At 54.9% G+C, this 24,054-nt stretch carries 10 protein-coding genes; 7 read left to right on the forward strand and 3 right to left on the reverse strand.

All coding sequences use genetic code 11. The features are described from left to right. Positions 1-2,693 (forward strand): hypothetical protein (locus F4Y39_18180; GenBank protein MYC15656.1); only part of this gene is annotated, 2,693 nt, incomplete at its 5' end. Positions 2,694-2,908: 215 nt separating this feature from the next. Here the strand turns inward: F4Y39_18180 and F4Y39_18185 are convergent. Further along, entirely contained in the window at positions 2,909-3,169 is a 261-nt protein-coding gene (locus F4Y39_18185; GenBank protein ID MYC15657.1) for a hypothetical protein, read from the reverse strand. Between the two features lie 76 nt (positions 3,170-3,245). Beyond that, complete coding sequence (locus F4Y39_18190) at positions 3,246-4,142, reverse strand: Rpn family recombination-promoting nuclease/putative transposase (GenBank protein ID MYC15658.1); 897 nt, start codon at positions 4,140-4,142, stop codon at positions 3,246-3,248. A 434-nt stretch (positions 4,143-4,576) separates the two neighbouring features. Between F4Y39_18190 and F4Y39_18195 the strand changes: the two genes are divergently transcribed. The 3 genes from F4Y39_18195 to F4Y39_18205 all read left to right on the forward strand — a co-directional run bounded on the left by F4Y39_18195 (position 4,577) and on the right by F4Y39_18205 (position 11,021). Then, the gene (locus tag F4Y39_18195) at positions 4,577-6,409 is read left to right on the forward strand and encodes a tetratricopeptide repeat protein (GenBank protein MYC15659.1); all 1,833 of its coding nucleotides are present in this window, start codon (positions 4,577-4,579) and stop codon (positions 6,407-6,409) included. Positions 6,410-6,475: 66 nt separating this feature from the next. Beyond that, on the forward strand, positions 6,476-8,428 hold the full coding sequence (locus tag F4Y39_18200; protein ID MYC15660.1) for a hypothetical protein: 1,953 nt from the start codon (positions 6,476-6,478) through the stop codon (positions 8,426-8,428). Positions 8,429-8,438: 10 nt separating this feature from the next. After that, a complete protein-coding gene (locus tag F4Y39_18205; GenBank protein ID MYC15661.1) occupies positions 8,439-11,021 on the forward strand; it encodes a GWxTD domain-containing protein in 2,583 nt (860 codons plus the stop codon). Positions 11,022-11,029: 8 nt separating this feature from the next. Here F4Y39_18205 and F4Y39_18210 read toward each other — a convergent pair whose 3' ends face one another. Then, the gene (locus F4Y39_18210) at positions 11,030-12,295 is read right to left on the reverse strand and encodes a PQQ-binding-like beta-propeller repeat protein (GenBank protein MYC15662.1); all 1,266 of its coding nucleotides are present in this window, start codon (positions 12,293-12,295) and stop codon (positions 11,030-11,032) included. Positions 12,296-12,542: 247 nt separating this feature from the next. Between F4Y39_18210 and F4Y39_18215 the strand changes: the two genes are divergently transcribed. The 3 genes from F4Y39_18215 (at position 12,543) to F4Y39_18225 (ending at position 23,950) form a co-directional block, all read left to right on the forward strand. Further along, positions 12,543-13,469 carry an alpha/beta hydrolase gene (locus F4Y39_18215; GenBank protein ID MYC15663.1) on the forward strand — a complete coding sequence of 309 codons (927 nt, stop codon included), beginning with the start codon at positions 12,543-12,545 and terminating at the stop codon, positions 13,467-13,469. 89 nt (positions 13,470-13,558) lie between these two features. After that, positions 13,559-23,617, forward strand: a complete 10,059-nt coding sequence (locus F4Y39_18220; protein ID MYC15664.1) for an SDR family NAD(P)-dependent oxidoreductase — start codon at positions 13,559-13,561, stop codon at positions 23,615-23,617. A 30-nt stretch (positions 23,618-23,647) separates the two neighbouring features. Further along, entirely contained in the window at positions 23,648-23,950 is a 303-nt protein-coding gene (locus F4Y39_18225) for an acyl carrier protein (protein MYC15665.1), read from the forward strand. The last annotated feature ends 104 nt before the right edge of the window (positions 23,951-24,054 follow it).

The following is a 24,054-nucleotide window of genomic DNA, read 5'->3' on the forward strand; positions in this document are numbered from 1 at the left end:
ACAACTTGACCAACCTTCAGTACCTGTATCTTAATAGTAATCAGTTGACTGGTGAGATTCCCCCTGAATTGGGCAATCTGACCAGCCTTCAGCGGCTGCATCTTGACCGCAATCAGTTGAGTGGGGAAATCCCAACTGAATTGAGCAACCTATCCAACCTTCAGCGGCTGAATCTTAGCCGCAATCAGTTGAGTGGAGGGATTCCAATAGAATTGGGCAACTTATTTAATCTCACTTACCTGAATCTCGGCGTGAATCAATTGAGTGGAGGGATTCCAATAGAATTGGGCAACCTGACCAATCTTGGGTTGCTGGCAATTTGGGATAATGATTTGAGCGGTCCGATACCAACAGAATTCGGCAACCTGACAAACCTCGTGCATCTGAGTTTTGGCGGCAATCAATTAAGTGGTCCGATTCCCGTGGAATTGGGCAACCTGACCAACCTCACTTATATGACGTTTTGGAACAATCAATTGATTGGTGAGATTCCAACAGAATTGGGTAATCTGATCAACCTCACTTATCTGAACCTTGGCGATAATCAGTTGAGTGGTGAGATACCTCAGAGCCTGACAATGCTGACGAAGCTGGAGACATTTTCATTTGGAGGCGAGGGAGGGCTATGTGCATCCTCTGATCCGACCATTCAGATGTGGCTTGACGGCATTGAAAATGCTCATGGCCCGACTTGTGCTCTACCAGGCCAGCGCGAGGCATTAGTGGCGTTATACAATGCGACGGATGGACCCAATTGGACAAATAACGACAATTGGCTCACGGACAATGACATCTCCTCCTGGTATGGCGTCCACGTTTCTGACGGTTCGGTGAAGAGCCTGGACATGAGGGATAATAATCTGACGGGTGAACTTCCCGCAGAATTGGGCAACCTGACCAATCTTGAAACCCTGCATCTTCCCAACAATGCATTGAGTGGACAGATCCCAACAGAATTGGGCAACCTATCCAACCTTCAGTACCTGTGGCTTTACAGGAATCAGTTGACTGGTCCAATTCCAACAGAATTGAGCAACCTGACTAACCTTGGGGTCCTGGAGCTTTGGGACAATCAGTTGACTGGAGAGATACCTCCTGAATTGGGCAATTTGTCAAACCTTGAGAGACTGTACCTTCTCGCCAATATGTTGAGTGGGGAGATTCCAGCAGAATTGAGCAATTTGACCAATCTTACAGAGCTGAAGCTTAGCGGCAATCGATTGAGTGGTGGAATACCTGTTGAATTGGGCAACCTATCCAATCTGAAGATATTGGAGCTTGGCGGCAATCAGTTGAGCGGGGAGATTCCTCAGAGTCTGACAGGACTGACAATGCTGGAGCGTTTTTCATTTGGAGGTGAAGGAGGTCTATGTGCGCCATCTGATCCGACCATTCAGATGTGGCTTGACGGCATAGAAAATGCCCACGGTCCGACTTGTGCTCCACCAGGCCAGCGCGAGGCATTGGTAGCACTGTATAATGCAACAGATGGACCCAATTGGACAAATAACACCAATTGGCTCACCGACAACGACATTTCCACATGGTATGGTGTCGAGGTCTCTGACGGTTCGGTGACAGAATTGGAACTGAGGGAGAATAATCTGACAGGAGAGCTTCCGGTAGAATTGGGCAACCTGACCAACCTTGGAGGGTTAAGTCTTTGGGGTAATCAGTTGAGTGGAGAAATACCAACAGAATTAGGTAACCTGACTAACCTTGGGTACCTGGGCCTTTGGGATAATGCGTTGACTGGAGAGATACCAGCAGAATTGGGTAACCTGACTAACCTCACTCATCTGAGACTTGGTAGGAATCAGTTGACTGGAGAGATTCCAACAGAATTGGGCAATTTGACTAACCTTTCGAACCTGACTCTTGAAGGCAATCAGTTGAGTGGAGAGATACCAACAGAATTGGGTAACCTGACTAACCTCACTGAACTGGGTCTTCACGATAATGATTTGACTGGAGAGATTTCAACAGAATTGGGTAACCTGACAAATCTTACTTACCTGTGGCTCTGGGACAATTCATTGAGTGGCTCGATTCCAACAGAATTGAGCAACTTGACTAACCTCACTGAACTGAGTCTTAACCATAATCAGTTGAGTGGGGAGATCCCCATGGAATTGGGGAACTTGTCCAATCTTACGGGGCTGTGGCTTCACGATAATCAGTTGAATGGCACGATTCCCGCGGAATTGGGTAACCTGTCCAACCTTGAGCGGCTGGAGTTTGACAGGAATGCGTTGAGTGGGGAGATCCCCGCGGAATTGGGTAACCTCACCAATCTCAAGCACCTGGCTCTTAACAACAATGCGTTGAGTGGTTCGATTCCAATAGAATTGGGCAACCTGTCCAGCCTTGAGGAAATGAATCTTCACGATAATCAGTTAAGCGGGGAGATCCCATCACAATTGGGCAACCTGGCCAGTCTTAAGGCACTGAATATTTGGAATACTCAGTTAAGCGGTGGTATTCCCGCTGAATTGGGCAATCTGACCAATCTTGAGCGCATGGAGCTTTGGAATACTCAGTTAAGTGGTACACTTCCTCAGAGCCTGACAATGCTGACGAAGCTGACGAAGTTTCGCTTTCAAAACACAGGGCTATGTGCGCCATCTGATGCAGCCTTTCAGACGTGGCTACAGGGCATTGAAGACGCCAATGGCCCAACTTGTTCGGAATAAGATGTACTTATGCCCGGATGCAATATTGCAAAAGCCCGACTTGATTAGAACAGGTCGGGCTTTTTTGTTTTTCTGAATGATGTTTAAGGCGCAAGATTGGGAATTGGCCGCATCCAAGCCGTGTGAATTGATGCAACCACACATCCGAAGCCACCCCTTCAGGTGGCTTCATCAACGGCGTGAAAGGAATCAGACCCGAATGCCTCGCTATGAACTCAGCTTAGCTCCTGAAGATATAAATTTCGCGCACTATCAGTGAGTGACACGGCATCGAGACCACCGGGACGGAGAGCAAATTTCGCACGTTCGTCACCTGCTAAAATAAAAAATTCAGGATGGCTTTTGACGATTTGGGTTACCGTTTCTGAAGGAATTTGGAGAGCTCTTGCAATGCCTCCAGGTGTGCGCCAATCACCCCTGGAATGATAGATCACTTTGACAATATCCCTTATCGTTCCTCGTTCATTTTGAGCCATTTTTTCGCTCCTTTCCAGCACCAACATCCTTGTTATCGCAACTTAACTCGTCTCGCTCCCCTTTTTGGAAATCGCGTTACTCATCTAACAGATGTTGAAATGCTTCAAGACTGACCACCTGTATCGCCGAGCGGTGCAACTGCTTGAGACGTTGCAAATCGTTGATAGCGGCAATGTGAGCAGATATAGGGTGTGACTCAGACATATCAAATCGAATCTCTAACACTTCGAGGATATCTTCAAGCGTGCTTTTTCTTTCGCCTTGCTCAAAACTTTCCTCTCTACTTTGTTGGGTAAGGGATTGAAAAAGTGATGATTCGCGGATCAGATCCATGATGCCCTCCTTGAAAATAATATCAGAAATCGTTTCAGACGCATATACCAACTCGCTCAACGCCACCATCCCTGCCAGATAATCCGCCCTATATGACCGAGCGATGGGGCGCGTCCGAGCCGTATGAATACACTGATGCAACCATACATCCGAGGCCATCCCTTCAGGTGGCTTCATCAACGGCGTAAAAGGGATTAGCCCTGAATCTCCCGAATTGAGAACGCGCTCGCCTTCTATCTCAATCAGTCTGATCACGCGATACCGAATCGTGATTTCGTAGCCGAGATGCTCCTGGATATAGTGCCCGGGATCGTGCTGCCCAGCATTGGGACGCAGGTAGATCACATTGGAATATATCGGCAGGCCGTGTTGCCGAATAGCATGTCCAATATAGCCCGCCATGCGGCGTGGCATAGGCGGATTGGTGCTGTCCGTGGTTTGAAACTCGTTATGGACTAATACCTCCTCACCATCGATATGCACGCGAATCAGGCTATCGGTTTGGCGTGCTTCAACAGTGAGTTGCTCTGTGTCAATGACTGCAAGAACTTCAACGTCCTCGCGTCCGAGAGTAAAGCCAGCAAAGTCACTGGGGTATTTCTGAATCAGATGTTTGGAAATCGTATCAAATTCGGCCATGTGAGATGCTTGGTCTGAGGGTTGGTCGTATTTTGGACAAACGCAACAGTCAGAACTCAAGCAAATATCAGGCCAAAAAATGAAATCATCACAAAATTACGCAACAAAAGGAGGCTCGACAGAAACGCAGGCACCTCGTTATGCTTTCAATATGCAGTATTGTGCTCTTGTTCACAACTTGAATTTGTGAATTGTCTGTTGAAGCGAAGATAGTGGAGCACAAGCATTGGCGGCAAAAGTGTAAATTTTGAGCGATGGATGAGTGGTATGGTGAAAAATATGCACTTCTCATCATGCCGCGATGACAACCCAAACCTCCAGGATTAAGTCAAAAGTAAAGAAAGCCCATTGATCGGTAGTGATCAATGGGCTTTCTTATTTTCCTCTCCTAATTTGGGTTGCATTCTGGTATCGCGGATTAGATATTACAAAACATGACATCGAAAACAAACAACGCGAAAGATCGGATCTCGCGCTACTTCCCTTATATTGTGGGCGGGACTGCGGTCGTGATCCGTTTTTTTTATCTCTGGTCATTCTGGGCCACTCATCCGTTTTCCCAGAAACTCATCTCAGACGCGCGGATATTCGACGACTGGGCACAGCGCATCGCCTCGGGAGACTGGCTCGGTGCCCCTGAAGTCTTCATTCTACCCTCCCTGTATCCATACCTCATGGCGGTTGTATATACGACCTTCGGACACGCGCCCAAACTGATCATAGGCTTACAGGCTGCTGCCGGATGTGCCAGTGCGATACTGGTCTATCGATTGGGCGCGCGGCACTTTGGCGCATACGCGGGGTTATTTGCGGGATTATTATTTGCGAGCTATGGACCGCAACTATTTTACGAAGGCATGCTACTGGGCACATCGGGTGCCGTATTTCTCAGCCTGATAGGATTGACGCTAATCTCGGGCAATAATAAAACCCACTGGCACCTGGGACTGGCCGGATTGGTCTTTGGACTGGCAACACTCATGCGCCCCAACATCTTATCCGCAATCCCATTCTTGCTATTCGGCGCGTGGTGGGCCTATCACAAAGCAACGCCGGCAAAACGTTCAATACGACTGGGCGGTTACTTCCTCGGGGGACTCATCCTCCCACTCCTCATGTGCGGACTGCGCAATGGCCTGGTCGCAGACGACTGGGTACTGATGACCGCGCACGGCGGCATCAACTTTTACATGGGCAACCACCCGGATGCGCCGGGCTGGTTCTCCGCACCTCCTGGTGTGGATGCACAGATCACCCCGGATGGGGCACAGGGCAATTTGGAAGGCCCGCGCCGCGTGGCCGAAAATGCTCTGGGGCGATCTCTGAAAGCATCTGAAGTCTCTGCCTTCTGGTTTAATAAGGGCCTCGCATTCTGGATAGACGATCCCGTGGGTGCGATAGCCGTGACCTTGCGAAAAATGCGCCTATTTGCATCGGGATACGAAGTCCCGCTCAATTACAACTTTTATTACCAGAGAAAATTCTCCGCCCTCCTGCGCTTTCCAATCGCAGAACTGTGGATATTATTTCCCCTATCCATCGTGGGACTCATCATCGCAGCCCGGCAATGTGACCGCCATGCCATCCTGTATCTGTGGCTCATTGGATATGCGGCAGGCGTATTGGCATTTCACGTATCGTCGCGCTATCGCATGCCCGCAATCCCCATCCTCATGATATTTGCAGGCCTGGGAATATGGACATTGATATCCCGTGTACAATCGCAAAAGTGGAAAAACCTCTGCATCAGTGCAGCGGCACTGATCATCCTGTGGACCGGCTACCGCATAGAACTAAACGCACAACTCGCCCAAAACAACTGGGCCATGGATCCCTTCAATCTGGGCACGGCTTATTTGTGGGCAAACGAAAATGAACCGGCGCGATTATATCTGGAAGAAGCGGAAAAATACGGACAGGGCGATGCCGTCTTGTATTACAACCTGGGATTGGCCTACGCACGCACAAAAAAAATGGAAGCCGCCAAAAACGCGTATCAACAGGCACTATCTCAGGATCCCGACATGGTGCGCGCGTACGTCAACCTGGGCAACATCTTATTTTTCGAAGAAAAATTTCACGAAGCGATAAACAACTATGGAGAAGCACTGAAACGCGACCCCAACACCCACAATGCGCGTGCGAACATGGGCTGGGCATACTGGTCTCTGGGAAAAATAGACGAAGCGCGCAACGCCTGGCAGCAAGTCTTGCAAACAGCACCCGATCACCCCTCGGCAAAAGCGGGGATAGCGCGCACGCGTTAAATTAAATAGACACCTGATATTACCATCCTTATATTGCCCACCGTTTTTCATCCATCTGGAGCACGAATGGCAATTCGCGAACAACAAACACAGACAGCACCACTTCAACGAGCCGTAACCGCACGGTCCATTGTGATAGGTGCCATGTGCGCGGGCTTCCTGGGGTGGGGTGGGCATTTTACGCGACACATTGCACACACGACAAAAATGGCACAGGATCACTTGCCCTGGGGCGCAGTAGTGCCGTTTTTGTTGATCGCAGTAATATTGAATAAAATCCTGGAAAAGGTGCGCCCGCAATGGGTCTTGCGCCCTTCGGAATTGCTGGTCATCTTCAGCATGGGCCTGGTCGCATCGGCATTGCCCAGCTATTTCATGGGACACTTAATCGCCAACGTCTCAGCGCCATTTTACTTTGCCAACACGGAAAACCGATGGGCAGACGACATACATCCGTACTTAGCTGAATGGGCGGTCGTAACCGACAGGACAGCTGCGCGGTGGTTTTTTGAAGGACTGCCAGCCGGCGCAACAATCCCATGGGAAATCTGGATAACGCCGATGATCTGGCGATTGAGCCTGGTATTTATGATCGGCGTATTTGGATTTTGCGCGGTCTCAATCCTGCGCAAGCAATGGGTAGAACACGAACGCCTCACCTTTCCATTGATGACATTGCCACTGGAACTCGTCAACAGAGAACCGCGAGGATTCTGGCCCGTGGGCATCATGAATCGCCCCGTATTCTGGTGGGGATTCGCGCTCGCCTCATTTCCCATATACTGGAACATGGTTGAATATTTCCAGCCGCATTTTCCAACCATTCCCCGATACCTGGGATTGATGGAATTCGGTCGGTATTTCCCGCCGATTCACATGCGGTTTTATCCAGTGATCATTGGCGTATCGTATTTTATGGACCTGGATGTATTGTTTAGCATTATTGCCTTTCACCTGTTATTGACCCTTGAAATGGGGCTGTTCAACCGCCTGGGAATCGAAATAGGCCCAACCCATGTGTGGCCGGCATCGCAATTCGAAAACTGGCAGGGATTTGGTGCCCTATGCGTGCTGGTGCCGTGGAGCTTGTGGATGGCGCGAGAACATTTGAGCAACGTATTTCGCAAAGCCGTACTCAATGCACGGGAGGTTGAAGACACGGGCGAATTATTGTCCTACCGCGCAGCACTTGGCGGACTGCTGGCGAGCGGACTATTTATTTTGAGCTGGTGCGTAGCCTCCGGCATGTCGATCTTTGTCGCCCTGACTTTTTTGAGCCTTGTCGGCATTATCTGGTTGGGCATCACGCGCGTCTGCGTGGAAGGCGGCATGATCAGCAGCCGCATGATACAGGGACAATTTGTCGCATATCACCTGCTCGGTCCCGTAAATATTTCCCCATCGGGAATGGCGGCATTTGCCCTCACAGAAACATGGCACCACGATATCAAAACCATATTGATGGCCAACCTGGCCAATGCCACGCGGCTTTACGACAGCATCCGACACGAAAGAACGCGCCTGGTCATCGCCCTGGGACTGGCCATGCTGGTGGTAATAACCACAAGCGCGTATTATCAAATATCATCGAGCTATGTAACCGGCGCATTTAATTACGGCGGAATTTACGGTCCCTATGTGCAAAACACTTTTGATACCATAGCCGGTCATATTCGGGACCCCTTTGCCCTGAAGCGCGAGCGCGTACTCATCGCGCTCATTGGAATGGCAACCACGGCATTGATGCTATCCTTGCGCTATATATGGCCCTGGTGGCCCTTGCATCCGATCGGATTTGCCGCCGTAACAGCGTATCCCGTCAACCGCATTGTATTCTCGATCTTCTTTGCATGGTTTTCCAAATTTGTCATCTTGCGGGCGGGCGGCATTGATCTGTACCGCAAAGCATCGCCGTTTTTCCTGGGACTTATGGTGGGGTATTTCACGGGCGTATTTGTGTCGTTTCTGGTAGATTGTATCTGGTTCCCTGGGCAAGGACATTCGCTGGCATTGTATTAGAGGCTGCGCCATGTGTAACGACAAAAGAAAAATTCGCTCCATCTGTGAACGCATCTTTATCGCGTGTGCATTTGCCATGATATGTGTGCCTGTCTGGGCAGACCGCCTGCAGGAAAGCTTCGATGCACGGGCAGATTCGCTCGCTGCGGTTATAGTCGCAGAACGCGCTGGACCAGACAGCGTAGCCGTATATCGGGCATTGCCGCGAGAGGAGAAAGCGCAATTTTTAATCGACTTCTGGCAACGACACAATCCCGTAGTACTGGAATTTTATTACGGGTATCACAGCGGGCGTCGCTACCTGACGGTATCAGACGCTTTTTTTGAACGCGGTCGATTGATACCCCAGCGCTATAAAACGCGCGCCACACCACCAGATCCCGCCCTGCTCGACAACGCTGTTGCACTATTTGAACGGATGCTACAGGACGATGCCAACGACCGCCTCGCCTTGTGCGCGCTGGGATATTGTTTGTTAGAGCAACACAAAGGCGTAGAAGCAGAACGCATTTTTGTGCGCGTACTGGAAAAAGATCGGCGGTTTCTCATCGCGCGACACGGGCGGGCACTGGCGTGCTTGATCCAGAAAAAACAGGTGCGTCGTGCACTGGACCTTTTCCAGGACACCGTATCTCTCGATTCGCAATACGAGGCCGCGTATTATAATCTGGCAATGTGCCACCTGGCGATGCGCAGCGTGGATATGGACCATCATTTTAGCAACGTGGTCAAGCGGTTTCCCCAACACCGCGATGCGTATTTCAAGCTGGGAGTATTTTACGAATCACTCTATTATTTTGAAAAAGCCGTCAAGGCATTGTCAAAGCAAGTCGCTGTAAATCCAGCGCACAGCGTGGCAAGGGGCAGACTGGCGCGCGTGGCTATGGAATTGAAGTATTTAAAACAAGAACTGCACACCACCACAGAACTGCGCGACCTCGCCCAAAAAGACCCCGAGCGTTATCTGCCGCTTTTGGGCGCACAATATCTGGAATCGGGCGCGTACGAGCAGGCAGAAGCGTCATTTTCGCAATTTTTATCCATCATACCGCAAAATGAACGCCTCCTGTACGAAGATGTCACCTTGCTCCTGTCGGCAACAGAATTTGAGACCTTTCGCATGATCAGGGGAGATGAAAAACGCGCATTTACCAATTTGTTCTGGCGCAAGATAGATCCAACGCCGACCACACCGGTTAACGAGCGCAGGCTAGAACACTACCGGCGCGTGAACTACGCGATACAGAACTTTTCCGAAGGTCGAATACCCTTTGATGCGCGCGGCGATGTGTATATCCGTTTTGGTCATCCCGATCATCGAAGCTGGTCCGACCACCTCGTATTCGAAACCAATCCAAAAGTGATTCGGGTAAAAAACCGACTCATGGACCTCGCGGGACGAGCACTGCACGAAATCGCTCCGACGACATCGCTGCAGGTAGAATCGTCGTTGGGCGCAAGCACCGTAATGAAGGTGACACCCGAAGTTCGAGGACTGCCGATATTTCCCCTGCCTCACCAGGGCGCATTGTTTCGAGATGGCGCATCTTTAAACTACAAGTGGGAGTCCTGGATTTACGCCCATATTGGCGAAGGGATCGAAGTGACATTTCTCGACGCTCTGGGCAATTTTGATTTTCAATTTCCCCAGCCGCCTGTTGACTCGCCCAATCGATTGCTGTGGCTACATCTCGCACCCGAAACTGTGGTCGCACGGGTCGTCAACCGCACGCCCTCTGTTTACCGCTATCCATATCCCGGAGACCCAATGCCGCTGCTTATGTCCGTAGCGGATTTCAAAGGCAATGAACGCGATACGCGCCTGGATGCCTTTATCGGCATACCCTGGACCGCATTGAAAACGCAAAAACGGGGCACACAGATAGAGGCTTCTGTGAAGCGAATGTGGGTCCTCTATGACGCACAGGGAATAGAAATTGCCCGCGATAGCCTGAATACGCGGGCAACACAGCGCGAAGCCGTTGACGATCCCGGCGTTTTATGGGTAGATCAGGTCACAACAGAAGTTAAACCCGGCCACTATCTCATGGCTGTGCGAGTGACCGATCCGGCTTCGGGGAAATTGCAAATTCACCGGCAACTCGTCGATGTAGAAGCATACAATGCTCCGACCCTGATGGTAAGCGACATTGTCGTAGCGGGAAAAATTGCAACATTGGAAGCCCGTGCAGAGGGCAAATTCATCCGAGACGACCTCGAAGTACTCCCCCTGCCGTCACACACTTTTGCCCCAGACCAGCCCGTCTATCTGTACTACGAAGTGTATAACCTCTTCCGAGACGACACGGGACAAACGCATTATCGCGTGGATTATGCTGTGCGCGGCAGCAAAAATGCCGGTGCCCGACTGCTAAAAGGCATCGGCACATTGCTGGGCATATCTGAAAAGCAAGAAGGCGTTCAGGTATCTTATGAACACCGGGGCAATACGGAAACAGAACCCGTATATGTTGCCCTCAACGTAGCGGCAAAACCCGGACAAAAACTCACGATAGGTGTAACCGTAACCGACCTGAACCGCCCAGGAATACCCACAGCGACAAAAGATGTTTGGATAGAGATAGGGAAATAAAGCAGCGATCAACGGCTCAAATCCAAACAGACCATCTCATTGTGATTTCGAAGATAAAGCCTGCCATTAGATAGTGTGGGTGGCGTCCAGCACCGCGCAGACAAAACCTGAGCACTGGCTCTTTCTATGTACGCTTCTGGCTTGGCCTCCACGAGCGCCAGCTTGCCCTGTTCGCCCAGGACGATCAGATGGCCATCCGCAAAGATGAGTGATCCCTTTTGAAAGCCGCGTTTGCGCCATTGCTCCTGCCCGGTATCTGCGGCAATACACTTGAGAATGGCGTTGTCAAAGCCATAGAGGTACCCCTCGTGATGTATGGAAGAGGCAAAGTGGTTTTTCATACTGCGATTGAACCATACTCTTTTTACCGAAAACTGACCGTTCTGGGAAATAAGCTGGATAACCGTCGCGCCTTTGCCATAACCCGAAGAGATAAAAAGTCTATCTGGGGGGAGAAAAATAGGCGTCGCAGCATTGACATCGGGACCCGTTTGCCAGGGATGCCGCCACAGGAATCGGCCATCTCTGGCAGCGACACCGACCAGACCAGAAACTGGAAAAAAGACGATTTGCCGGACGTCAGACACAGTAATCGCAATAGGCGAAGCATAAGAAGGAGCGTCATCTTGAGAAGCCCAGGCAACCTCGCCAGTGGTTTTATCAAAAGCAATAAAAGCGTTTCCAGAAGAACCCCCAACCTCGACAATCAGCAAATTGCCTTCTATCAAAGGAGAAGTAGAAAAGCCCCAATGGGGGGGATCACTTATAAATTCAGTTTGAAAATGGTGAGACCATACAGTTTCTCCGCTTTTAATATCGAGGGCATAAAGCTGTCCGTATGCACCTAAAAAGAACGCCCGTTCTTTGTCAATAATGGGCGTAGCTCTGGGACCATTCCCCCCTTGCCAGTCTGGAAAATTGCGTCCCGTCTTAACTCGCCAGCGCTCTTCCCCTGTAGCGGCATCCATACATACCGCATACTCATCTTTGCCCTCTGCAAACATAGTATAGGCTGCGCCCCCTGCAACGGCAATGCTCGAGAACCCCTCGCCCAGTGGTGTTCGCCAGAGAACAACAGGCCCGGAATCAGGCCAATCTTTGAGAACTCCTTTCTCAGAGGAAACACCATCGCGATTGGGACCAAACCACTGCGGCCAGTCCGCAGCAAGACCTCTATCCGTCAGGACAACAGAGCCTGAAAACATAATCATCGAAAAGGTGATTATGAGGATACGCATGGAAACTCCTCCGTGTAAGAATCTATTTACAGGCATAGCAAAGCGATAACGGGCCTACCATTAATCCATTCTTACCACTAACACTCTGTAAAACAACATCTTTCCAAACATTCTGTCAAGGGCTATTCCGTGTTTTGTTTTCTATTTTTGTCAAACGTTAAGATAAAAATGTTCTTGCACGACTTCCTATAACTGCATAACATGGCACGCTCGTCCTCGACGCATTTGTGTCGTGTGGTGCTGCGTGCCATTCTTTAGTACTAATGCTATTGGAAACCCTGCTATGAACAATGTATGGGAAATACCCGAGCCACTTTCGACATGCGAAGTCCAGCTCGACGACAATACCGTCACCATTCTGCGCCGACATGGAAACCCTGCAGGACCCCGCCTCGTTCTGGGCCACGGCAATGGTCTCGCAATGGACCTTTATTACCCCTTCTGGTCACTGCTCGCCGAGGATTTCGACCTCATCATCTTCGACCTCAGAAACCACGGCTGGAATACCGTTGGCCCACGCGCAAATCACAATGTTCCAACGCTGGTCCGCGACCATCTCTGCATTTTTGAAGCCATCGACCATCACTACGGAAACAAACCAAAAATCGGTATATTTCACTCTGCTTCCGCACTGATAACACTCCTATCACTAACGACTATGGCAGACCTCGGGCCATCTGCCCAAAGTAGCCACTTATCCGCGATGATACTATTCGATCCCCCCCTGTGCAAGCCCGGCAATAGCCAGATAGAATTTGATGAAGCCGCCGAATACGCAGCCGACGTTACCCGCCGACGCGGGTATCTGTTCCAAACAGAAGAGGATTTTGCAGAACTCCTCAGCTTTCTCCCCGGCTTCTCGCGCCTCGTTCCCGGGGTTCGGGAACTCATGGCAAAAACAACGCTTCGAAAGGCCGTCGATGGGCAGGGTTATGAGCTTCGATGTCCCCGCGACTACGAAGCGCAGATCGTCGATTATATGAGAAGCTTTTCCGCATTGATGGATTTTGAAACACTCCCTTGTCCCACAAAAGTCATCGGATCCGATCCCACCTTGCCTTATACATTCCTGCCGACCATTGACCTCGGTGACATTCTAACTGTAGATTATGATTTTGTCCCTGAAACAACGCACTTTCTTCAACTGGAAAAACCCGAGGAATGCGTTGAATTGGTCCGAGAATTTATCGAGAGTAATCACCTGCAGTAAAACCCATGCAAACAGGGGAAAATTGTAGGGGCGGCGTCCCCGTGCCCGCCCGTCCTGGAAAAACCCGTCCGAACATGGAGGATTAAATCATGAAACCGGACAAATCTTTCGGTCCTTCCGTATCAGACCAACCGATAGCGATCATAGGTATGGCCTGCCGATTCCCTGGCGCGCCGGGCATCTCTGCCTTCTGGCGTCTGCTCGAAGCCGGCGGGAATGCCGTCAGCGAAGGCGTCCCGGGTTCAGGCGTAGGGCGCTGGGGCCTGCTCTTTCCCGACGATGCGGTACAGAGCGAAGGTTGCCGTTTCGGTGCCTTCGTTGACGATATCGACCAGTTCGACGACGCCTTCTTCCGGATTTCCCCAGTGGAGGCAGAACTGCTGGATCCACAGCAGCGAATGATGCTGGAGACGAGTTGGGAGGCTCTTGAGGACGCGGGAATCGATCCGGAGGGATTGAGAGAGAGCCGCACCGGTGTGTACACCGGGATCAGCAACGACGAATACCGAATGCTGGTCGTGGACTCGAGCAAACCCGCCGAGGCTGCCAGTTGTCTCTACGCCCTCAGCGGCACCAACCTCAACGGCACCAGCGGACGGGTCTCTTTCGTGCTGGGGCTAAGGGGACCGGCAAAGGCAGTAGATGCCGCGTGCGCGTCATCCATGGTATCAGTCCACGACGCGGTGGCAGACCTGCAGCAGGGCAAAGCGGATCTGGCTATCGCGGGCGGCGTACAGGCAATCCTGAACGGTCGCATCTACGAACTGCGCGCGGATGCGATGATGCTGTCTCCGGATGGACAGTGCAAAACCTTTGACGCATCCGCGAACGGTTACGTGCGGGGTGAGGGCTGTGGGGTCGTCATCCTCAAACGGCTCGATGAGGCGGAGGCGGACGGCGATCGGATCTGGGCAGTGATCCGGGGCGCGGCGGTGAACCACGGCGGAGCCAGTACGGGACTAACCGTGCCGAACACACCCGCGCTGGAAGAAGTGATCGAGACCGCGCTGTCCGACGCGAAAATCCCCGCATCGGACGTAGATTACCTGGAGGCGCACGGGACTGGAACGACGGTGGGTGATCCCATCGAGATCAACGCTGTGGCCAATGTCTATGGCAAGGGACGTTCCTCTGACCAACCCCTTCTCATCGGTTCCGTGAAGACCAATGTCGGCCATCTGGAGTCGGCCGCGGGCGTAGCCGGAGTGATCAAAGCCGCGTTGGTACTGAAGCGGGGTGTGATTCCAAAACACCTCCATTTCCATAATCCCAACCCGAGTCTCGACTGGGACCGCCTGCCATTGCGGGTGACATCGTCGATGATGGACTTGCCGCACCGTCCCGATCGACCGCGACTCGCAGGGGTGAACTCCTTCGGGATATCCGGGACGAATGCCCACATCGTAATGGAGGAATACCGTGCCTCAGACGGTGCATCTACTGCTGTTGGCTCTGCGAAGCCAGTGGTAGTCTCGCTGCCAGCGACCCTTGGGGATCTGCCGCTGCCAGAGCAGGAAGTCCAGCCGCGAAAGACCCGTCTCCTTCCGCTGTCGGGAAAATCCGATGAGGCACTTCGGGACCTGGGAGGGCGGTACCTTTCATGGCTCGATGAACACGCCGACGAAGAAGGCGAGGCGATACTTGCAGACATGGCGTGGACAGCGGGCGTGGGGCGGAGCCACTTTGATCACCGCGCGGGTATCGTCTTCCACGACGCGGAATCGCTGCGAGAGCGCCTCCGTGAACTGGCGAAAACAGATGGGGGCGTGGCGTCGCGAACACCGACCCGGGTGGCGTTTGCCTACACCGGACAGGGAAGCCAATGGGTCGGCATGGGACAGGTGCTCTACGAGAGCGAGCCAGTGGCGCGGGCAGTTCTGGACCGCTGTGAGGCGGTCCTTCTTCGGGAAAGAGGGGCCTCGCTTTTGGACGTGATGTTCGGTCGGTCCGAAGGCGGAGAGGACCTCGGCGACACGGCTTGGGAACAGCCTGCCCTCTACGCGCTGGAGTGCGCACTGACAGCGCTCTGGTCGAGCGTCGGCATCCGTCCCGATGTGGTCGTCGGACACAGCATTGGAGAACTCGCGGCATCGCAGGCGGCAGGCGTGTTCAGCCTTGAAGACGGGATGCGGTTTGCCGCCGTGCGCGGCGCGCTGATGTCGCAGATGGAAGAGGGCGGCATGGCCGCGGTCTTCGCACCGGCCGATCGCGTGGCGGTGGAAGTGGAGACGGTAAACGCAGCCTCCTCTGGCGCCGGGTTGAGCATCTCGGGATACAACGGAAACCATCAGGTGGTCAGCGGCCCGATTGCGGAAATTGAAGAGATCTCGAAGCGATTCGAACAAGAAAGCATACGGGTCAGGCGGCTGAACACTGCCAAAGCGTTCCACAGCGCCCTTGTTGAACCCATCCTGGACGAACTGGAAGCGTCCCTCAACGGCGTGGCGATCCAACCGCCCTCCCTTACTGTGGTCAGCAACCTGACGGGCCGAGCCGTAGAACCGGGGCAGTCGCAGGACGGGTCCTACTGGAGGCAGCATGCCCGGGAGCCAGTGGCATTCGCCCAGGGGGTGAAAACACTATCGGATCTCGGGGTCGATGTGGTGCTGGAAATCGGCCCGCGGTCCGTGCTGGCTCCAATGGCGGCCTCCGCCTGGCCGGAGTCGCCGCAGACACCGGCAGTGCTGTCGAGCCTTTCCCCGCCGTCGGACAACGCAGAGAAATCGGGAAGCACTGACGGTTTCGCGGGATCGGTCGCAGAAGCGTACCAGGCGGGACTCCCGATTCGTTTCGCGGGACTCTTCGCAGGGGAGACGCGGCGGCGGATCTCCCTGCCCAGCTACCCATTCCAGCGCAGACACCACTGGCTTGAGCCACCGAAGCGTCAGCGCCGGAGTTCCGACCATCCGCTACTGGGTGCCCGGCACGAATCAGCCCGTGGAGAAATTACCTTTGAGACGGAAGTTTTTCCCTCGGATCCGTCCTATCTGAACGACCACAAAGTGTTTGGCCGGATCGTAGCACCTGGCGCGCTCTACGGGGCCATGGCGTGCACGGCGGCGTTCCTCGAAGAGAGTGGATCAGTAGTCGTGGAGGATTTCCAGTTGCACAACGCGATGGTCTTCGAGGACGAAGACGAGACGGATGAAGAGGGCAGGAAGATGCAGGTCGTGCTCGACGCCTCTGAACAGGCGTCGTTGCGCGAAGTCCAGATATTCAGCAAGGGAAGTGAAGGGGAATGGACAGTACACGTGGAAGGTCGCGTGTCGTCAGGTGCCCCTCTGCCGGAAGCGGGTGAGAGGGTTGATCTGGAAAGTCTGAAAGCCGGCCTCTCTCCAGTAGATGTGGCGGGCTATTACCGCCACAGGGCGAGTACCGGGGTTGATCTCGGTCCATTCTTCCGCACGCTGGGGAAAGTCTGGTCCCGCCCGGGCGAGGCATTGGGCGAAGTGTCTCTGCCAGAAACTCTGACCAGGCACGGGCTGGACATCCATCCGCTCGTCCTGGACGGTTGCTTTCAGGTCGTGGGCGCAGCGCGCAACCTGGAGGGAACCGGGGGCGAAACCACATATCTGCCGTTTGGCTGGGAGCGGCTGTGGCTGACGGGACGGCTACCGGATCGGGTCGTCTGTCACGTGCGCTTGAATGAGGCTTCCCAGGAAACGGACGAACCTCCGGAAGTCCTGAGCGGAGAACTGAACATCTACGATCTGAACGGCGTTCCGCTCGGTGGCTTGAGCGGGTATACGGTGAAGCGGGCAACACAGGAAGCACTGCTCTCGGCAGTCGAAGGCGTGAAGGACCTCCTGTACGAGGTGGTGTGGCGCGAGCGCGACCTTTCACCTGGAATAACACCCGCGGACTTCTTCCCGGGTCCGTCAACTGTTGCCGCCCGCTCGCAGTTGTTCTCCGACTATCTGATAGATGCAGGCGTTGATCCCGAAGGCAGGAACGCTCTGCTCGCGGATCTGGAACGGTGGTCCCGGTCCCGCGCACTCGCGACCCTGAAAGAGCTGGGTTGGCAGCGCAAGACGGGCGAGACCGTGGATCCCGAAGACTTGCGGCAACGCCTGCAAGTCACCGAGGAACACAAGCGCCTCTTCCGCCGAATGCTCGAAATGCTCGCCAAATCGGGGGTTTTGGAAGAGACGGGCGACGGCTTCGTCGTGGTCATAGGACCCGAAGATCCGCTGCCGGAAGAAATGCCGGGCGATCTTGAGGAATTCGCCTCCCGGATGACTGACCTGCACCCCCACGGCCTGACCGAGATCGGCCTGTTTCGACGCTCTGGCCGCGCTCTGGCAGAGGTGCTTCGCGGTCGCGAAGATCCGCTGACCCTTCTGTTCAGCAGCGGAGAACCGACCGCAGCCGATCTGTATCTGAAGGCACCTGTGGCACGAGCGGCGAACAGTATGCTGGGCGATGCGGTGCGAGCACTCGTGTCCGCATTGCCGGATGACCGGCGCCTCAGAGTCATCGAGGTCGGCGCGGGTACGGGTTCAGCAACCGCGTCCGTATTGCCAGAACTTCCGGACGGACGATTCGACTATATGTACACGGATATATCCGCGGGCTTCTTTGCGGAAGCCGAGGCTCGGTTCGGAGACGAGGCTATCGAATACCGTCCGCTGGATATCGAGAAGGATCCCGTGGCACAGGGCTTTGACGCCCATAGTTATGACTTGCTGATCGCGTCCAATGTGCTACACGCCACGCGATACCTTGAAGAAACACTCGCACACTGTCGTGACCTTCTTGCGCCATCGGGGCAGTTAATCGCACTCGAGAACCTCAGCGGCCTGGGTTGGATGGATCTGACTTTCGGACAACTGGATGGCTGGTGGCGATTTGCCGACAGCTACCGCCCGCACCACGCTCTGGCTGAGCCTTCGGTATGGCGACGAGCGCTCGGCAACGTGGGCTTCGAGGAAGTAGAAGTCCTGGGCGTAGATGAGACCGACGCCACCAGGACGCTGGATAAGGGCGTGATCGTGGCGCAGGGACCGGCGAAGGTGACAGAGCAGGGAGGCGCGTGGGTTCTGGCGGCAGACCAGGGAAGAGCCGCAGAGGAACTCGCGGCAGAACTCGCGGCGCGAAACCAGACAGTTGTGCTGGCATGTAGCGATGGCCCGCGGGTAGAGGAAGGCTCTAAAATTATTAAAAAAACCATAGATATGGAGCAACGCGAGGCGTGGGGATCTCTCCTGATGGAGCTACCGGACGACGTGCCACTCAGCGGCATTGTACATCTCGCGTCACTGGAAGGGCATGGGACAGAGGCAACGACCGGGGAAATGGCGGCGGATGTACGACGAGTGGGGGCGAGTGCGCTCGCGCTGGTGCAGGCCGTCGCCGACTTCGATATGACACCAGAAAAGGGCGTGTGGTTTATCACGCGCGGAGCCCAGGTATTGGAGCGAGAGCGCGGTGGAGAACTCGCCGGCGCAGCACTCTGGGGCTTCGGCAAAGCAGTAGCCCGAGAAGCGGCGCATCTGCAGCCGAGGATGATCGATCTGGACCCCGGCGATATGGCACCGGCACCCGACCTCGTCAATGAACTCCTGTATCCCGATCCCGAGAATCACATCGCGTACCGCGGGGATGCCCGCCGCGTAGCCCGCCTGATTCGGATGGGTTCCGGGGTAGAGCGCCTGACCTTGCCGGAGGACCCAGAATGGGTGCTGGCTCCGGATCCGGACGGCGTGTTCGAAAGACCGTATGTCCAGCCACTACCGGCACCTTCTCTCGAACCGCGCGAAGTTCGCGTCGCAGTCGAGGCCTCCGGGCTCAACTTCTGGGATGTGTTTCGTTCACTCGGCTTTATTGAGGAGGGCAATCTGGGCAGGGAGATGTGCGGCTACATTCTCGAGGTGGGTTCCGATGTCTCGACCATTTCCGTCGGCGACCATATAGTTGGATTGGGATTTGGGGCGTTCGGGGCGCAAATGGTCACGCGGGAAGAATTGGTAGCACCCGCGCCATCGGACTTCTCCGTCACTGGACTTGCCACAGTGCCGAGCGCGTTCGTATCCGCCGCGCTGTCTTTCGAACTCTCGGGACTGGAGGCCGGCGATCGGGTACTGATTCACGCTGGTTCGGGCGGCGTGGGATTGGCGGCCATTCAGTTGGTGCAAGCCGCGGGCGCAGAGGTCTTTGCCACCGCGAGCGCGCCGAAGCAGGCCTATCTCCGATCACTGGGCGTGGAACACATATTCGACAGCCGCCAGACAGCATTCGGGAAAGAGATCCTCGAAGCTACAAATGGAGAAGGCATCGATGTGGTGCTGAACAGCCTCACAGGAGAGGGCTTCATCGACGCGAGCCTGTCCTGCCTCAAGCACGGCGGTCGGTTCGTGGAATTGGCCAGGCGGGACATCTTGAGCGAGGAAGAGATGGCGGCTGTACGTCCGGATGTGGCCTACGACATCCTGGAATTAGATGTTCTGAAAAAAACCGATCCGGCGTGGGTGGGAAGAGTCCTGCGGGACATCATGGCGCGCCTTTCGTCGGGAGAACTGAAAACAATCACCCACAGCAGGTGGCCGCTCGCCGAAGCCGGAGCCGCGCTGAGCTTCATGCGCGCCGCCCGGCACATAGGAAAGATCGTCGTAACGACGCCACCGATCCTGAAGGACAAGTTGCGACAGGACCGCACCTATTTGGTAACAGGTGGTCTGGGTGGGATCGGATGCGCCGTAGCAGACTGGCTGGCGGATCGCGGTGCGGGCGCAATAGCACTAAACGGGCGCCGGGCACCGGACCCCGAGGCTGAGGAGGTGATCCGCAGGCTGCGAGAACGCGGCGTGACAGTGCAGGTAGAGATCGCAGACGTGACAGATGCCGCCGCAATAGATGAGATGATGGCGCGGATAGATGAGACGCTACCGCCGCTCGGAGGCGTGATCCACAGCGTGGGCGTGCTGTCGGACGGCGCGCTGACCAACCAGAGTTGGGAGCGATTCGAAACCGTGCTCTGGCCAAAGGTACTGGGCGCATGGCATCTGCATCGGGCGACTTTGGATCGCGACCTGGATATGTTTGTCCTCTTCTCGAGCCGGGTTGGCGTCATGGGCAATCCGGGCCAGGCGAACCACGCCTCAGCCAATGCATTTCTGGATCAACTCGCCGGTCACCGCCGCGCGATGGGGCTACCTGGACAGGCCATAGCCTGGGGAGCGTGGTCGGAGATCGGCGAAGCAGCGGAACAGCGGGAGCGGATTGACCAACAGCGGTCAGCGCTTGGCGGCCGCTGGTTTACCCCGCAACAGGGTATCCGGGCATTCGATCAACTGGTGCGTCAGGACGCCACGACTTCCGTGGTGATGTCGATGGACTGGTCAGTGTTCGAAGAGGCGGTCGAAGATCGTCCTCCCTTCCTGGAGGACTTGCTGTCCGCCGATGCGGACGACGAAGCCGACGCCTCCGCCTCGTCAAAGGACCTGCTTTCCCAACTGCGAGAGGCACCTGCAGCGGCACCCGAGGACCTGCTTGTATCCTTCCTGCAGCAGGAGGTACAGGCAGTGCTGAGGTTGCCGACAGCGCCGGAACCCACAGTGGGATTTTTCGATTTGGGGATGGACTCGCTGATGGCGGTAGAGTTGCGGAATCGTCTGAACCGGGCATTTGCCGATGAGTACGTGGTCCCCAACACCGTGGTATTTGACTACCCGGACATCGCCAGTCTCGCCCGCCATCTGGTCGAGGAACTCGGCGAAGTCAGCGATGCGCCCGCCCCTCAGCCTCAGGTGCAACCCGAACCAGAACCGCAGCCGACAGTGCAGCGCGAGGATGACGGTATTGCGATCGTGGGTATGGCGTGCCACTTCCCCGGCGCTCCGGATCTTTCCACCTTCTGGCACCTGCTCGAAGCAGGTGCGGACGCAGTGACCGACGGACGCCAGGATCCCGGTTCATGGAACAATCTCGCCAAAGACCTTCCACCCCAGTACGCAGCTTATCGCCGGGGTGGATTTGTGGAGGGCATTGATCAATTTGACGCGAGATTCTTTCGGATTTCGCCGATTGAGGCGCGCATTATGGATCCGCGGCAACGCATGATGCTGGAGACGACCTGGCAAGCGATTGAGGATGCGGGGATGGATCCAGACGAATTGAGAGGTAGCCGCACCGGGCTATATGCCGGCATCGCCACCAGCGAATACCGGGACCTGATGACAGCCAGCGACTACGGCATCAGTTATCTGGGCACTGCCGCGAGCATGACGGTCGGGCGAATTGCTTTCCTCCTTGGTCTGGAGGGACCGACGATACCGGTGGAACTCAACTGCGCGTCGTCACTGGTCGCGGTACACCAGGCAGTGATGGGTTTGCGGCAGGGCGAAGTAGATATGGCTCTGGTTGGAGGGACACACGCAGTTTTATCACCTGATTTAACCAGAGAAATGGCGGACCTGGGCATGTTGTCACGAGAGGGGAAGGGCAGGCCCTTCGATGCCTCTGCAGACGGCTTCACGCGCGGCGAGGGCTGTGGGATAGTCGTCCTCAAGCGGCTGAGCGAGGCAGAAGCCGACGGCGACCGCATCTGGGGCGTGATCCGCGGGTCTGCGGTCAACCAGAACGGAGCCAGCGCGGGACCCACCGTGCCAAATGGACCGGCACAGGAGCGGGTGATCGAAGAAGCGCTGTCGCGAGCGGGCGTTGCACCATCGGACGTAGATTATCTGGAAGCCCACGGAGGAGGGTCGGAATTGGGCGATCCGATCGAAGTTCAGGCAGCGGCTGCTGTTTACGGCAAGGGCCGCGAAGCAGACCGCCCGCTCTTGATCGGCTCCGTGAAGACCAATATCGGCCACCTGGAGCCAGCTGCCGGAATTGCGGCTCTAATCAAGGCAGTCCTGGCGATGAAGCGGGAAAAGATACCCAAGCACCTGAACTTTGAGAATCCGAGTCCGCATATAGACTGGGATCGGTTGCCGGTACAGGTGACTTCCGAATTGACGGACTGGCCGAGCCATCCCGACCGACCGCCGCGGGCCGGGGTAAGTGCCTTCGGTATATCGGGAACGAATGCCCATGTTGTCGTAGAGGGATATGACAGCCCGGATACAACGCCTGTGGGTTCAGCACAACCCGTTTCCCTATCCGTTGTGGAACTCCCAGACGAGGAAGAAGCGTTCGCTCCGCGCCAGACCCGGCTCCTGCCCTTGTCGGGAAAATCCGATGAAGCTCTCCGGGATCTGACAGAACGCTATTTGTCGTGGCTCGACGAGCTTGCCTCCGAAGATGTGGACCTGCTTGCCGACATGGCGTGGACAGCGGGTGTGGGACGCAGCCATTTCGACCACCGCGCAGGCATCGTATTCCAGGACGTCGAATCCTTGCGAGAAAAACTACAGGCACTCGCAGAGACAGGTGAAAGGCAAGAACCGCGTACCGCGACAAAAATCGCCTTTGCGTACACCGGACAGGGCAGCCAGTGGATCGGCATGGGGAAAGACCTCTACGAAAGCGAGCCGGTAGTCCGAGCCGTTCTGGATCGCTGCGACAAAGTAATTCGGGAAGAGCGGGACACCTCGTTGCTGGACGCGATGTTCGGCCAGAACGGTGATCTATCTGACCTGCCTGCCATCTACGCACTGGAGTCCGCGCTTACGGCACTGTGGTCAAGCATGGGGATTCAGCCCAGCGTGGTGGTCGGGCACGGTATAGGGGAAATTGCAGCGGCACAGGCGGCGGGCGTCTTTAGCCTGGAGGATGGCTTGCGGGTTGCGCTGGAATGGGATACGGACAATCTGGAAGCCACCCTCACAGACGTCACAATCGCATCGCCATCTCTGGTCCTTGTGAGCAGTGTGACAGGGGGCGTCGAAGTCCTCGACGCGGCGTATTGGCGTCGGCAAGCACAGGAACCGGCGGTATTGGACAAATGCGCGAAGAAGCTTGTGAATCTGGGGGTCGATGTACTCATCGAGATTGGCCCGAACGCGGCGCCGGGACCGATAGAAGGCGACGCGAATCCACCCGTTGTGCTGTCGAGTCTGGAAGACGGCGGTTTTGTACAAGCAGTAGCAAAAGCGTATGAAGCGGGCCTCTCGGTATCATTTCCCGGACTATTTGCGGGAGAAACGCGCCGCCGCATCTCGCTGCCGAGCTATCCATTCCAGCACCAGCACTACTGGATTCAATAGCCAAAACGACCACAAAAAAAATTTGACTTTATGCCTGCCGAGCACTATCTTTTCGGTTCAAACCATCTACCTTACGAAAGGAGCGTAACAATGGCTTCAACCGCAGAACGTATCAGAAACCTCATCGCGGAAAATCTGGAAGTCGATGGACAGCCAATTGCATTACCCGATGATCTGAACATCAGCCTCCAGGAGGCTGGAATTTCCTCCGTAGATCTCGTCGCGTTCGCGAAAGTAGTCGCACAGGAATTCGACGTTGAATTTACGCTTGAAGATTGTGGTGATGTCAAAAGCGTACAGGAATTGGTCGAGCGGCTGGACGCAGCCAGCTAAAATCTTCTCCAACCGGAGAACGTACGCTTCTTACAGAACAGGCCCCGGATGGAAATTCGGGGCCTGTTGGTTTATGGGGATTCCACTTATTCAACCTTTCACTG

This window comes from Gemmatimonadota bacterium, from assembly GCA_009838845.1.
GTDB lineage: Bacteria > Latescibacterota > UBA2968 > UBA2968 > UBA2968 > VXRD01.

Bases quoted from the DNA above. Each gene is read 5' to 3' on its own strand.
- F4Y39_18185 (MYC15657.1), bottom strand. From the start codon at position 3,169: ATGGCTCAAAATGAACGAGGAACGATAAGGGATATTGTCAAAGTGATC.
- F4Y39_18190 (MYC15658.1), bottom strand. From the start codon at position 4,142: ATGGCCGAATTTGATACGATTTCCAAACATCTGATTCAGAAATACCCC.
- F4Y39_18195 (MYC15659.1), top strand. From the start codon at position 4,577: ATGACATCGAAAACAAACAACGCGAAAGATCGGATCTCGCGCTACTTC.
- F4Y39_18200 (MYC15660.1), top strand. From the start codon at position 6,476: ATGGCAATTCGCGAACAACAAACACAGACAGCACCACTTCAACGAGCC.
- F4Y39_18205 (MYC15661.1), top strand. From the start codon at position 8,439: ATGTGTAACGACAAAAGAAAAATTCGCTCCATCTGTGAACGCATCTTT.
- F4Y39_18210 (MYC15662.1), bottom strand. From the start codon at position 12,295: ATGCCTGTAAATAGATTCTTACACGGAGGAGTTTCCATGCGTATCCTC.
- F4Y39_18215 (MYC15663.1), top strand. From the start codon at position 12,543: ATGAACAATGTATGGGAAATACCCGAGCCACTTTCGACATGCGAAGTC.
- F4Y39_18220 (MYC15664.1), top strand. From the start codon at position 13,559: ATGAAACCGGACAAATCTTTCGGTCCTTCCGTATCAGACCAACCGATA.
- F4Y39_18225 (MYC15665.1), top strand. From the start codon at position 23,648: ATGCCTGCCGAGCACTATCTTTTCGGTTCAAACCATCTACCTTACGAA.